Source organism: Acinetobacter gerneri DSM 14967 = CIP 107464 = MTCC 9824 (genome assembly GCF_000368565.1).
Lineage (GTDB): Bacteria > Pseudomonadota > Gammaproteobacteria > Pseudomonadales > Moraxellaceae > Acinetobacter > Acinetobacter gerneri.
The window spans coordinates 419,491-434,459 of sequence record NZ_KB849549.1 but is presented as its reverse complement, the minus strand read 5'-3'; the positions used below and the strand labels follow the sequence as shown (position 1 = coordinate 434,459).

The 14,969-nt window shown below is 40.6% G+C and carries 10 protein-coding genes; 2 read left to right on the top strand and 8 right to left on the bottom strand.

Going from position 1 to position 14,969, the window contains the following annotated elements:
• Positions 1-82 precede the first annotated feature (82 nt).
• From F960_RS19990 to F960_RS19960, 8 genes are all read right to left on the bottom strand, one after another.
• Positions 83-811, bottom strand: coding sequence for a YoaK family protein (locus F960_RS19990; protein ID WP_004870284.1), 729 nt, complete (start codon positions 809-811; stop codon positions 83-85).
• A 146-nt stretch (positions 812-957) separates the two neighbouring features.
• Positions 958-1,122, bottom strand: a complete 165-nt coding sequence (locus F960_RS21975; RefSeq protein ID WP_004870282.1) for a DUF1427 family protein — start codon at positions 1,120-1,122, stop codon at positions 958-960.
• A 70-nt stretch (positions 1,123-1,192) separates the two neighbouring features.
• Positions 1,193-3,067 carry an amidohydrolase gene (locus tag F960_RS19985; RefSeq protein WP_004870281.1) on the bottom strand — a complete coding sequence of 625 codons (1,875 nt, stop codon included), beginning with the start codon at positions 3,065-3,067 and terminating at the stop codon, positions 1,193-1,195.
• 114 nt (positions 3,068-3,181) lie between these two features.
• The gene (locus F960_RS19980) at positions 3,182-3,868 is read right to left on the bottom strand and encodes a hydrolase (protein ID WP_004870279.1); all 687 of its coding nucleotides are present in this window, start codon (positions 3,866-3,868) and stop codon (positions 3,182-3,184) included.
• Between the two features lie 286 nt (positions 3,869-4,154).
• Positions 4,155-5,063 carry a LysR family transcriptional regulator gene (locus F960_RS19975; protein WP_004870277.1) on the bottom strand — a complete coding sequence of 303 codons (909 nt, stop codon included), beginning with the start codon at positions 5,061-5,063 and terminating at the stop codon, positions 4,155-4,157.
• 126 nt (positions 5,064-5,189) lie between these two features.
• Positions 5,190-6,491, bottom strand: a complete 1,302-nt coding sequence (locus F960_RS19970; RefSeq protein WP_004870275.1) for a solute carrier family 23 protein — start codon at positions 6,489-6,491, stop codon at positions 5,190-5,192.
• Positions 6,492-6,846: 355 nt separating this feature from the next.
• A complete protein-coding gene (gene ppc, locus F960_RS19965; protein ID WP_004870274.1) occupies positions 6,847-9,537 on the bottom strand; it encodes a phosphoenolpyruvate carboxylase in 2,691 nt (896 codons plus the stop codon).
• A 253-nt stretch (positions 9,538-9,790) separates the two neighbouring features.
• Positions 9,791-10,411, bottom strand: a complete 621-nt coding sequence (locus tag F960_RS19960; RefSeq protein WP_004870272.1) for a TetR/AcrR family transcriptional regulator — start codon at positions 10,409-10,411, stop codon at positions 9,791-9,793.
• Between the two features lie 158 nt (positions 10,412-10,569).
• On the opposite strand from F960_RS19960, the gene F960_RS19955 reads away from it, so the two are divergent.
• Positions 10,570-11,712 carry an efflux RND transporter periplasmic adaptor subunit gene (locus F960_RS19955; RefSeq protein ID WP_228134735.1) on the top strand — a complete coding sequence of 381 codons (1,143 nt, stop codon included), beginning with the start codon at positions 10,570-10,572 and terminating at the stop codon, positions 11,710-11,712.
• Complete coding sequence (locus tag F960_RS19950) at positions 11,709-14,855, top strand: efflux RND transporter permease subunit (RefSeq protein ID WP_004870268.1); 3,147 nt, start codon at positions 11,709-11,711, stop codon at positions 14,853-14,855. The genes F960_RS19955 and F960_RS19950 overlap by 4 nt, the downstream gene beginning before the upstream one ends.
• Positions 14,856-14,969: the final 114 nt, after the last annotated feature.

Sequence of the window (14,969 nt, the reverse complement as noted above, 5' to 3'; positions counted from 1 at the left end):
GTTTTATGTCTTAATTCAGTCAGCAATTTAACAGAATTTTTGCTGAACTTCGTATGACAATCTAAGATTTATAAAAGACTGATTATTTTGAAATTTTCATTTTTTGTGCAAATGCTAAAATTGAGAGATATAAAATGGGCAAAATAAAAAATCCAACGCTCCAAAAATCCAATTTTACATATAGATATGCACCTAAAAATGCCCCAATAACAAAGCCCATTACGATACTAAAACTTTTAAATAAGGCACGTTGATGCTCTTCAGAGCGGTTACGGATAAAGTTGGATAGATCGATCGCCAGTTGGGGGGTATTGCCTGTCATCATGGTGCTTGGGCTAATATGTTTGATCAGTGTTTTACTTGAAGTATTGCGGATTGCCAAAGCAATCAGACCTAGCCCACCAGTAATCGCAACGGACATTGCACTAGGGTCGTTAAATGGCTCAAAAAATATGCCTGCGAACATAAATGCCGTTAAAAAAATCGCCTCACCCAAAAATAAATAACCCAATATACGGTGTTTATGTGGATGGAGATCGATAAAAAATTTGGTGATCACAACCGTCAAGATAAATAACGGAATCGCTGCCAGTTTGATCCATATGCCAGCGCCACCTTTGACCCATGCTGCACCTGCTAAAACTAAGTTGCCTGTCACGTGTGCAGTGAAAAAACCAAATAATGCAATATAACCAATGGTATCAATCGCACCACCAACAATGGTTAAAAAAATTGAATCACGGCAATCATTCCAAAAACCTTTTGGCGCTTCTGCTGAAGATTCTTCTTGGATAGAAACATGATTTTGCATAGTCTTTCCTGCTGATTTTTCTCGATTATTTCGACGTTATTTCAATATTGTTTCAAATTTGTTTTGCAGTTATTGTTGTCAGTGGATTTTTCTAAATCATTGGGCTAGATCATTTTTATTGTGTTCTAAGCCATGATTTAAACGCTTTATTGCATGAAGTTTTTAAAGAACGGAATGAGCTGTTCGCCTACAACGATGCCCAATAACCCTGCCAATGCAACCAATGGTGGAGCGGGTGATTTTACATTGAGCACATAATAGATCACACCAACTAAGACACCGACTGCGAGTGAGATTAAATACATTTTCATAATCTGGACCTTGAATGATTCCACCATTGTTTAAATGGCAATGATGGAATCTTGAGTAAATGGAGAGTGTTTAGAATGCAAAGCAAGAACAGCCTAATGCACCCCAAAATGAACGTTTATCTTTTTCATTGACTGGTACATCGAGCAACCAAGCATGACTGTGTCCATGCATGCCACAACTGCTTGAACATGCGCAGGCTGCGGATGCAGATTGCAGTGGAGTATTGGATGGTGCGTTGCGGTTTTCAGATTTACGCCAGTAACCACCAAATTTTTTCACTGGTGACCAATCTGGAGAAGCAGGCGGAATTGGTGGATCATCTTGTTTAAATTCAGCGCCCGCATAGACCACTTTTCCGCCCATAACGGTGAGGACTGATTCGATCCATTGGATATCTTCACCTTCCACTTGGAAATAGTCATCTGATAGCACAGCCAAATCTGCAAGTTCACCTTCGACCAAAGCACCTTTATCGGCTTGCTCACCTGAGAACCAAGCTGAACCTTTGGTCCAAAGTTTTAGTGCAGTTTGACGATCTAAAACGTCTTTTTCGTCATATAAAGGCAGACCGCCTACTGTTTTACCTGTTGCAAGCCAGCCCAAACATACCCACGGGTTATATGAAGCAACGCGAGTTGCATCCGTTCCTGCACCGACAGGTACGCCCATTTCCAACATTTTTTTCACAGGTGGCGTGTCTTTCGCTGCTTCTGCGCCGTAGCGTTTGACAAAGATTTCACCTTGGTATGCCATACGATGTTGGATTGCAATACCACCGCCTAATGCACCGATTCGGTCAATGTTGCGCTCTGAAACAGTTTCGGCATGGTCGATAATAAATCGTGTGGCAAACGGTTGTTTGGCATTGACTCGTTCAAATACATTGAGCAGACGGCCGATGCTTTCATCGTAGGTCGCATGGATTCGAAATGGCCATTTTTTTTCAGCCAAAAGTTCAACGATTTTTTCTAGTTCAGCTTCCATTTTTTCAGGAAGGTCTGGACGAGGCTCATAGAAATTTTCAAAATCACCAGCCGACCATGTCAGGTTTTCACCAGCACCATTCATTTTAAATAGTGCATCACCGTCACCTGGGAAGGTCATTTCAGTCCATTTTTTATAATCGTCTAATTCTGTACCTGCATTTTGGGCAAATAAGTTATAGGCGATACGCACGGTCATTTGATCGTTTTTATGCAGTTCTTGAATGACTTCATAATCATCAGGATAGTTTTGACCACCGCCACCCGCATCAATTGCTGAGGTGAGTCCTAAACGATTTAATTCACGCATAAAGTGGCGAGTGGAGTTGATTTGATCTTTCAGCTCTAGTTTTGGCGCTTTACCGAGTGTGGAATAGAGAATGGTGGCTGCTGGCGTTGCCAAAACCAAACCTGTGAGTTCACCGTTGGCATCACGTTCAAAACGACCACCCGGTACATCAGGGGTGTCTTTATTGAAGCCAAGAGCACGAATCGCTGCTTTGTTTAGGATGGCACTGGCATATAAATGCAGGACAAAAACAGGGGTATCAGGTGCAGCTTTATTAATCTCTTCAATGGTTGGCATACGTCGTTCTGCAAATTGGAATTCAGTCCAACCACCAACGACACGCACCCATTGCGGAGCAGGAGTATTATCTGCTTGTTCTTTGAGGAGTCTTAATGCATCTGCGACGGATGGGACACCTTCCCAGCGCAGCTCCATGTTGTAATTCAAACCACCACGAATGATATGCAAATGGCTGTCATTTAAGCCTGGTATCACACGTCGGCCATTAAGATCGACCACTTTGGTTTGACTGGTCGCGAGCTTCATGATGTCATCAATTTTGCCTGCTTTAGCGATCTTCCCATCGCTGATGGCGATTGCTTGAACTTCTGGTTGCTGTGGATTGAGTGTTGTTATTTTGCCATTTTTTAAAATCAGTTGTATGTCCGACATTTCAATCTCCATAAGCTGGAATTTATTTTTAATTTTTTGAAGGTATGGACTGACATACCTTCAAATTTCATATTTAGATTAAAAATAATTTTCTAAACACAAGCGGATAAGTCATTATTTTGCTGGTACTGGTTCAAGCACAGGATGTTTAGATTGAGTACGTTCTGGTGCTTTGTGAACCATGGTATATGCATAATCTACGCCCATACCATACGCACCTGAGTGTTCACGTACGATATCCATGACTGCATCATAAGTATCGCGTTTTGCCCAATCACGTTGCCATTCAAGTAAAACTTGCTGCCAAGTTACAGGAATAACACCTGCTTGAATCATGCGTTGCATTGCATAGTCATGTGCTTCTTTTGAAGTACCACCTGAAGCATCAGCAACCATATAGATTTCATAATCGCCTTCAAGCATTGCGCCAAAAGAGAATGTGATATTACAAACTTCAGTCCAGAGGCCTGAAACAATGATTTTTTTACGGTTATTTTTTGCTAGAGCATCACGGACTTTTTGATCGTCCCAAGAGTTCATTGAAGTTCGTTCAAGGAGTGGGGCATCTGGGAATACATCCAATAATTCAGGATAAGTATGACCAGAAAAACTTTCAGTTTCTACAGTGGTAATGGTGGTTGGGATACCGAAAACTTTAGCTGCTTTTGCCAAGCCTACAGTGTTGTTTTTTAAAGTTTGGCGATCAATTGATTGCACGCCAAAAGCCATTTGAGGTTGATGATCAATAAAGATCACTTGACAGTTTTCTGGTGAAAGTTGTTCTAACATTGACTTGTTCATTTTTGCTATTCCTAGACAGTTTGTATGTTCTGTTTATAAGATTAATAAAATAAAAAAACATGATCAGCATCATAAATAGAACGATACTTCTTATTTTAGCGACGAAAAAATAACAGGATGAAATCTAAAGGGTTTGATTATTTTTTCTGCTAATGTTTATTTATACTTTAAAATTTGTGTAATTAATAAGGTTTAGATGTCATATTTGAGTAAATTGTTAAAAATAATTTAATTTAACAAATGTTTAAAAATTGCCAAAAAAGCGTTTCAATTTTTTAATTCTATTTTATTCAGACATGTTCAATTTGTTTTTCTGCGACAATAAATACTGCACAAAATGTTGATAGGAAACAGGGAGTTCAGAAAAATTTTGTGCTGCTAACAATAACTTACGGTTTGCCCAATCCCCAATCAACTCGATTTGTTGAAAGTCATACAATTCATTAAAACGCCGTGCAGCACGTTTCGGCATAATGGCAATGCCAACACCCGTGGCAACCACTTGAGCGATTGCGGCAAAGTTTGGTAAACGCAGTCGATATTGGATATTGATGTTTAAAATTTTGGCTTGGGCTTCAATAGACTGTTGCAGAGAATGATATTGCATCAAACCGACAAAAGGGTAGTTGAGCGTATCTGCAAGTTTTAATTCTTTTTGAGCGGTGAGTTCATGATTTTTGGGGCAGATCAGTACTAAAGGATCATCCGAAAATTCTAAAGTTTGCAAATGATCTGAATTAAAAAATCCAGAAATAATGCCTAAACGCGCACTACCTTTTTCAATGGAAGCGATAATGTTGGAACTTTCAGCCTCTTTTAAATCAATCTCCATATGTGGATTTTCCACTAAATATTGCGGTAAAAGTTGTGGTAAGTATTCACTTTGTGCAGATGAATTGCACCATAGACACATCTTTGTCGTTAAGCCCTGAGAAAAAGGCAACATGGCTTGTTCGAGCTGTTTACTTTGTTGAATGAGCTGCTGTGCTTGTTCAGTAAACGTCTGACCTGCAACCGTGAGTTTGACGCCTGTTGCATGGCGTATAAATAATTGACTGGCAAATTGTTGTTCAATTTTTTTGATTCTTTCACTTGCTGCTTGCAAAGAAATATTTGAACGATCTGCACCTTTGGTCAGGCTACCTGTGTCCACAATATTTAAAAAAAGCTGTAAGTCAAAAAAGTCTAGGCGCATAGTGGGCAAGGCGTGAAAGTTTATTTTATTTTAAACTATTCATCGAAAAAGGTCTTAAATATCGATCACTGTCATTTTCAGCGAAAAAAAAAGCAGCTTATTCAGCTGCCTTTAAAAAAACTCAACTTAAGATTTGTCTTTTAAACTAAAGAACCAGTTTAAAATCAGTGCTGCAAAAGTTGCAGTACCAATACCACCCAAATTGAAGTCGCCAAATTGTAAGGCAAAATCACCTGTACCTAAAATGATGGTCACTGCTGCAACCATTAGGTTTTTATTTTTAGAAAAATCGACTTTGTTTTCGATCCAGATTTTAGCACCTGCAATGGTGATTAAACCAAAGACCACGATTGATGCACCTGTCAAAATTGCAGACGGAATGGTATGAATGACCGCACCAAATTTTGGTGAAAATCCGAGGAAAATTGCAAATACACCTGCGATCACAAAAACAATCGTAGAATAGACGCGTGTAACAGCCATTACACCGATATTTTCACCATAAGTTGTCATGCCCGGCGCACCGACACCACCAGAGATTGTGGTTGCGATCCCGTCAGCGACAAAGGCTTTACCAATATGTGGATCGAGGTTTTCACCTGTCATAGCACTGACTGCTTTGATATGTCCAAGATTTTCAGCCACTAAAATTAAAGCAATCGGTGCAATGATTAAAATCGCATTCACATCAAATTTTGGTGAATGGAAACTTGGAATACCAAACCAATCCGCTTGTTGAATCGGGGCAAAGTTGATTGGCGTACCGTGTCCGAGTACATTTGAAACAATGAAATAAATCAAATAAGCCAACAACAAACCGACCAATAACAGCAGTCTTTGCAATAAACCTTTGGTAAAAACAGCGATTGATCCCATGCAAAGTACAGTGACCAAAGACATCCACATATTGAAGTTATTGCCTGCAACACCTTTCACTGTCACTGGAGCCAGGTTTAAACCAATGATCATCACCACTGCACCTGTCACCACAGGTGGCATCAGTTTTTCGATCCAGCGTGTACCCGTTGCCATCACGATAAAACCAAAAATGGCATATAAAATACCGCATGCCATGATCCCGCCCGCAGCGAGTGGCAAGTTGATATTTGGTGCACCTGTACCAGACGCAGCATAGCCAGTGGCAGCAATCACGACACCAATAAAAGCAAAGCTTGATCCCAAATAACTTGGAACACGACCACCTGTGATACAGAAGAACAAGATGGTACAAATTCCTGACATTAAAATGGCAAGATTTGGATCAAAGCCCATGAGAAATGGCGCAAGAACAGTTGCCCCAAACATTGCAAATGCATGTTGTACACCGAGAACTGCACTTTGAGCGGCTGGTAAATACTCATTCGTACCGACAGGGCGTTCATCAATATTGCCTTGATAAGGACGCCATTTTGGAAACCAATTGGACATAAAATGAGCTCATAATTCTTAAATTGCGCCAATGATACTCTTAGTTTGATGTAATTTTCACTTTTTTAGTAAAACTAAGGAGTTGCTCTCATTCAATTTAATTCAAAAATATACCATTTGGTAAAATGTAAAATTGTGTAAATGTAAAGAATTTTAAACAGAATTTTTTGATTCGAAATTGTTTTTGGATCTCTGGGGAAATGAAATTTTTTTAAGCTATAAAATGGCATGTCTGATTTTATTTAGAAAAGATCAGTATTTTTATGATTTTAGAAATATGTCGATTTTGCCGAGTCTATTGTTGTCTTGCCAAAAAAATGGAAGCGCGAAGCTTCCATTTTCATACAAAATCTTATTAGCCTGTATTGCGTAGACCTGCTGCGATCCCTGCAATACTCACCATCAATGCATGGTCAACAGGCGTATGTTCCGCATGTTTTTCTGCTAAATAAGAACGACGACGTTTCATCAGTTCAGCTTGCAATAAATGCAATGGCAATAGATAAGGTTTACGGACACGCATCGCTTGATCAAGTACATCATTGCTGCTTAGGAGTTTTGATTCGCCTTTCATAGCCAGTAAAGTTTGTACGGCATCATGCAAACGAACACGTAACTCAGCACCGAGGACTTTTAAATCTTCATCATTGGTCAAATGAGATTCGTAGTACAGGGCGATATTTTGATCTGCTTTAGAAAGAACCATTTCCAACATATCAATCAAAGTTTGGAAATATGGCCATTCAGTTAACATTTCATCCAATAATGCTTTTTGACCTTCGCCAATCACAGCATTAATCGCAGCACCTGTACCGAGCCAAGCAGGTAGCATGAGACGGATTTGTGTCCATGCAAATACCCACGGAATAGCACGTAATGATTCGATCCCGCCACTGACTTTACGTTTTGCAGGACGAGAACCGAGTGGCAACATTTGCAATTCAAGTTCAGGTGTTACAGTACGCAAGTATTTTACAAAATGCGGATTTTCACGGACAGTTTCACGATACACTTTGACAGATAAATCCGTCATTTTATGCATCAAATCACGCCATTCTTGTTTGGGTACAGGCGGTGGTAATAATGTCGCTTCTAATGTTGCTGCGGTATAGATCTCTAGATTTTGCAGGGCAATTTCTTCTAAACCGAATTTGAAGCGGATCATTTCACCTTGTTCAGTGACACGGATCGCACCCGAAATAGAACCCGGTGGCTGTGAGAAAAGTGCTTGTTGTGTCGGTGCACCGCCACGGCTGATTGACCCACCACGACCGTGGAACAGTGTCAATTGAACAGCGTGTTTTTGTGCAATCGCAGTTAACTCTTCTTGGGCACGGTATTGCGCCCAGTTTGCTGACATAAAGCCTGCATCTTTGGCTGAGTCAGAATAACCGATCATCACCTCATGTTTGCCTTGGATATGCTGTTTGTACCAATGCATATTGAACAAGGTTTCCATGGTGCTCGCTGCACTATCCAAATCTTTCAGCGTTTCAAAAAGTGGCACGACACGTAAAGGATGCTCGATACCTGCTTCTTTTTGTAAAAGCAGTACTGCCAATACATCACTGGCATATTCAGCCATAGAAATGATGTACGCACCCAAAGACTCTTTTGGCTGTTCTGCCAAAGTACGCATGGTCGCAAAGACTTCTTGAACATCAGGATTTTCAATTAGGCTGCCTGCAGGTTCTTTGAGATGTTTTGGCAATAACGGACGTTTGCTTTGTAGTTCTTGCAATAAGAAGTTCTGACGAGCTTGTTCAGTCCATGTTTCAAAATTGCCAAGACCTAAATATTCAGTAATCGCAGAAATGGCTTGGCGATGACGAGTTGATTCTTGACGAATATCCAGTTTGAGTAATTCGATACCAAAACTATTTACACGATAGATAAAGTCGAGCAATTTACCATTGGCAATTTCAGGTAGATTGCATGCCATCAATGAACGATAGCAGAGCAATAAAGGCTGAAGCAGTTCATCTTTATGACGGATGATTAAACTACGGTCTACGTCAGAATGTTGACCTTGTAATTTGCTTGCAAGCCATTGACGAGTGATTTTTAAACGCTCGCGTGTTGCTCGTAAATATTCACGATACGGTTCAGGATGACTATAACCTAAAGCTTGAGTAAGTTCCCCAGAACACGCTTCGATTGAAAGTTCCCAACGCAAATCTTCAATGTCACGTAAATATAAATCAGCCGCTTTCCAACGTGATAACCACAAAACTTCTTGAGTAATGCTGTGTGTCACATTTGGGTTGCCGTCACGGTCGCCACCCATCCAAGATGCAAAGCGAATCGGAGAGATATCTAGTGGCAAAGTTTTATCGCAGTTGCTTTGTACCAGTTCATCCAATTCACGGATAAATTTGGGTACTGCATTCCACAAGGTTTGCTCAATCGTGGTAAAACCCCATTTTGCTTCATCAATCGGGGTTGGACGATGCTGGCGAATCTCATCCGTTTGCCAAGCAGAAGAAATCAACTGTTTCAAATCAGCAAGAACTTCTTGGCGTTGTTTTGGTGTTAGTTTTTGTTGATCAAATTGGGATAGGCAGTTATTAATGCCATCATATTTTTGGATCAAGGTACGACGGCTGACTTCGGTTGGGTGAGCGGTGAGTACCAATTCAATTTTCAGTTCACAGATTTGCTTATAAAGTTTTTCTGCTGAGATTTCTTTATTTTTAAATTTTTCAAATAAATGTTCTAAAACATTTGGTGATGGAGCATTTTCGTCAAATTCGCTCATACGACGGCTACGCACTACATGGTATTGCTCAGCGATATTGGCGAAGTTTAGAAAGTGTGAAAATGCACGGGTCAATGGAAGAATTTCATCATCTTCTAAGCTGAGAAATAATTGTTCGAGTTGTTTTTCAGCTTCTGCCTGACCGTCACGCGCGCCTTTTGCCAAAGCACGAATTTGTTCGATCTGATTAAACAAATCTTGTCCTGCATGTTCTTTTAAGGTTTCACCTAAAAGATTACCAAGTAAGCGGACATCCTCTCGTAAAGGAGCATCAATTTGTTGAACCATTTTTTCATTCTCCATTTTTATTTGGGAGCTGTTGTATTCTCTGGGTAAAGAGCTATTCACAGATTTCTTGACTATAACCTGATTTATGCTCGTGCCAAGACCACTACGACAATAGTATGTAACGCTTTGCTTAGCCTTTGTGCGATTTCGCACTCAAGTAAATTTTAAATATTTAAATTAGAGTACTGAAAATACACAATTTATCTCACTATAGCCGATAGGGATGTGAGTATTATTTAGAATTTCAATACTGTTATTTGACACTATATTTCAAAAGAAATAGTTCAATACTTTCAAGGATAATCTGTTTTTGCTCGCTTTTTGTGGGTATCTGACCAATGCCCAACAAGATTTCATGATGTCTAGCACCCAAGAGGAGCGACAACAAAAGTTGGGTCTGCTTTTCAGGATCATCAGCACGAATAAAACCAAACTGCGCTGCTTTTTGAAAAAAATCAGACCAGATTAGGCACATTCTTTGGTGTGAAGCATTGTAAAACTTGATCGCCAAAGGATTATTTTCCGCAGCCAATTCCAATAATAAATATTCGAGTTTGATCGCTTCAGGGAGGTTGATGACATTGAGCGCCAATTCTGAGGCGCGATATAATTCTTGTTCAAAATCACTGTCAGCAGACAACTGCAAGCCATCGGCAGAAATGGTATTTTCACAGGTATCTTCGATCGCACAACTAAATAAATTTTCTTTGTCTTGAAAATGGTTATATACGGTAAGTTTGGTGACGCCTGCTTCTTTGGCAATCTGATTCATGCTCGAACCATGATAGCCATATTTTAAAAATAAGCTTTTGGCAGCTTCTAAAATATCTTTGCGTTTTTCTAAGTCCTTCGGACGACCTGCTGTATTTTGCACAAAACTATCCAAAAATTTTCCAAAAATGTTTTTAAAGCCATTTACTTCTGTTATCTTTCTTAATTAATGTACCCTGCGGTATATTAATTAAAATTTGATCACGATTCAGTTCCATCATTGTGCCTGAAAAAACACTTACGAATAAGAGTATTTGCATGATAAACGTAAATTTGCCCCTGATTATGATGGTCATCTGCAGCTTAAGCCTCATCGGATGTAGTCAAAAAAAAGCTGAAGTCGAGGACATTCCTTTTGTGATGGTGACTGAGCCTACATCCTCACATAATGAGCAAAAAAGTTATGCTGGTGATGTGCAAGCAAGACAACAAACCGCTTTGGCATTTCGTGTGGCAGGGCAGATTACCGAACGTTTTGTCGATGTTGGAGATCGGGTCAAAGTTGGGCAGGTGCTCGCCAAACTCGATGTTAAAGATGCTGAGTTACAGCGCAACTCGGCTCAGGCTCAACTGGAAAGTGCGCAATCTGCTGCAAAGCTAGCAGGGGATGAGTTAAAACGTTTTCAGCAATTATTACCGATCAATGCCGTTAGCCGATCACAATATGATTCTGTTAAAAATCAATATGAAGCTGCACAGGCGAGTTTAAAACAAGCGCAAGCCAATTATCGTGTGAGTGCCAATCAAACGACGTATAACCAACTGATTGCCAATAAAAATGGCGTGATTACTGAGCGAGACATTGAGATCGGGCAGGTGATTTCGGCAGGACAGGCGGCTTATAAACTGGCGATTGATGGTGATCGTGAAGTGGTGATTGGTGTACCTGAGCAGGCGATTTCGGAGATCAAAGTTGGGCAAAATGCATGGGTAACCTTGTGGTCCAAACCGCAGGATAAATTTGCCGCTTTTGTCCGTGAAATCTCTCCATCAGCTGATCAATCACGTACTTTTAGCGTCAAAGTTGCTTTAAAAGAAGGGCAGTCTTTGATCCAATTGGGACAAAGTGCCCGGGTATTTTTCAATCAAAATATCAACAATACCTTGAGCGTGCCTTTAGCAAGTTTATCGGCAAATCATCAACAAGCTTTTGTTTGGGTGGTCAATCCAGATCATACGATCCGCAAAGTACAGGTCAATGTCGCAAGCTATGGACGTGATCAAGCGACGATTTTAAGTGGTCTAAATGCATCTGATTGGGTGGTCGTTGGTGGTGTACATTTACTTCGGGAAAAACAAAAAATTCAGCCTGTAGATCGAGAAAATCGAGCGGTGAGCATCCCTAAAAATGTCGTAAATACAGCTCATTCCAACCCTGTTGTTCAAACAGGAGCAACATCATGAATCAATGGAAGAGTTTTAACTTATCTGAATGGGCACTCAGAAATAAGGGTTTAATCCTTTATTTTATGATTTTGCTCGGCATCGTCGGGATCTATTCTTATTCAAAACTTTCCCAAAGTGAAGATCCGCCGTTTACGTTTAAAGTGATGGTGGTACAGACCTATTGGCCAGGGGCAACCGCAGAAGAAGTCTCGTTGCAGGTCACCGATAAAATCGAAAAGCAATTGATGACGACGGGTTTGTATGACCGAATTATGGCCTATTCTCGTCCGGGTGAGTCTATGGTGATGTTTGTTGCCAGAGATTCGCTCAAATCCAGTCAGATCCCTGATGCGTGGTATCAGGTCAGGAAAAAGGTTGCCGATATTCAGCAAACCTTGCCTGCTGGAGTACAGGGGCCATTTTTTAATGATGAATTTGGCGATACCTTTGGCAATATCTATGTGCTCACGGGGCAGGATTTCGATTATGGCGTCATGAAAGAATATGCTGACCGTTTGCAGTTACAACTGCAACGTGTACCTGATGTCGCCAAAGTTGAATTGATTGGACTACAAGATCAAAAGATTTGGATAGAGTTATCCAATACCAAAGCAGCCCAGCTAGGCATTCCAATCACCGATATTCAACAAGCTTTGAAAAATCAAAATGCCGTCAATAGTGCAGGCTTTTTTGAAACGCATACTGATCGTATACAAGTGCGAGTCAGTGGCGAGTTAAATAACATTGATGATCTTAAAAAAATGCCGTTATTGGTTGGAAATAAAACCATACAACTCGGTGATGTTGCAGAGATCTATCGTGGCTTTAGTGAACCTGCACAGCCTCGTATGCGCTTTAAGGGCGAAAATGGTATTGGTATCGCAGTCGCGATGCGTAAAGGTGGCGATATTATTGCACTCGGTAAAAATCTAGAGACGACATTTACCCAATTACAAAAAAGCCTTCCGCTTGGAATGAAGCTAGAAAAAGTTTCTGATCAACCTGTGGCGGTGCAACGCAGTATTCATGAATTCGTCAAAGTACTGGCAGAAGCGGTAATTATTGTGCTTTTGGTGAGCTTTTTCTCGCTCGGTTTTAGAACGGGTTTGGTGGTCGCATTTTCGATCCCATTGGTTTTAGCCATGACTTTTGCAGGGATGAATCTGTTCGATGTTGGACTGCACAAAATTTCCTTAGGTGCGCTGATTCTGGCACTTGGGCTATTGGTCGATGATGCCATTATTGCCATAGAAATGATGGCAATCAAAATGGAGCAGGGCTATAGCAGGCTAGAAGCAGCGGGCTTTGCTTGGAAAACGACGGCATTTCCCATGCTCACGGGAACATTGATTACTGCAGCAGGCTTTTTACCGATTGCGACAGCAGCATCGAGTACAGGTGAATATACCCGTTCAATTTTTGAAGTCGTCACATTGGCATTGGTTGTATCGTGGTTTGCTGCAGTACTTTTTGTGCCCTATCTGGGCGATAAATTATTGCCAGATTTTACGAAAATGGTGGCGCGCGCGCCGTGGTATGCCCGTCTTTGGGCAAAACTAAGAAAACAGCCTGAACCTGAAGCTGTGGTACATCACGAAGGTGAACATTTTGATCCTTATCAGACTAAGTTTTACCAAAGCTTTCGTCGAGTAGTAAATTTTTGTGTGACCTATCGAAAATCGGTGATTGCTTTTACAGTCGTCATTTTTCTGATTTCTGTGGCAATGTTCAAATTTGTTCCACAACAATTTTTCCCACCTTCAAATCGTGCGGAAATCTTGGTTGATCTCAAGCTTGAAGAAGGAGCGTCATTGACCGCAACTGAGCAAGCGGTAAAAAAAGTAGAACAGTTTTTGGCAAAACAAAAAGGCATTGATAACTACGTTGCCTATGTTGGTACAGGTTCACCACGTTTTTATTTACCACTTGATCAACAATTGCCACAAGCCAGTTTTGCACAGTTTGTGGTATTGGCTTCTTCACTAGATGATCGTGATGAGATCCGAAAATCTCTGGATCAAGAAATCCGTAAATTATTGCCAAATGTTCGAACTCGAGTGGCTTTGCTAGAAAATGGTCCACCTGTAGGTTATCCATTGCAGTACCGAGTATCTGGCGAAGATTTAAATACAGTGCGCCAATGGGCGATGCGTCTTGAAAAATCTTTGAGTGAAAATCCAAACACCACCAATGTTCATTTGGATTGGGGAGAGCCGAGTAAAATTATTTCATTGCAAATCGATCAAGATCGTGCCCGACAAATGGGCGTGACCAGTACAGATTTATCAAACTTTTTAAATAGTTCAATCAGCGGTGTTGCAATAGATCAATATCGAGAAAAACGTGAATTGATTGATATACGATTGCGTGGTGAAAAAGCCGAGCGACTCAATGTTGAATCTTTGGCGAGTTTGGCTGTGCCGACCAGTCATGGTACAAGCGTGCCACTGGCTCAAATTGCCAAGATTCAATATAAGTTTGAAGATGGAGTGATCTGGGATCGCAATCGCTTACCAACGATTACGGTTCGTGCAGATATCAAAACATCATTGCAACCTGCGACAGTGGTCAATGAAATGTCAGATACGATAGAACAACTTCGTGCTGAATTGCCGAATGGCTATTTGATCGAAGTGGGCGGTGCGGTTGAGGAATCAGCCAAAGGGCAGACGTCTGTCAATGCTGGCATGCCATTGTTCTTAGCAGTGGTACTGACCTTACTGATGATTCAGCTCAAAAGTATGTCACGGACATTTATCGTCTTTTTGACTGCGCCACTTGGATTGATTGGTGTTGTATTCTTTTTGCTTATTTTCAATAAACCCTTTGGCTTTGTGGCGATGCTCGGCACAATTGCACTTTCGGGCATGATCATGCGTAACTCACTTATTTTGATTGATCAAATCGAACAAGACATCCAAGCAGGACATGATCCGTGGACTGCAATTTTAGATGCTACAGTGCGAAGATTTAGACCGATTATACTGACTGCACTTGCTGCAGTTCTGGCAATGATCCCACTTTCACGCAGTATATTTTTTGGTCCAATGGCTGTTGCGATCATGGGAGGCCTAATTTTTGCGACGATGTTAACGTTATTTTTTCTTCCTGCGCTCTATGCAACATGGTTTAAAGTACAAAAAACATCAAATTATCGATAATTTTTTGTGAATACTAGGTGCGAAATATTGAAAAATTCAATATAGTAGCACCTAATGTTTTACAGAAAATAACACAGCAAATTTTGTTGCATAAATAATTAAGTGAATGTGCAA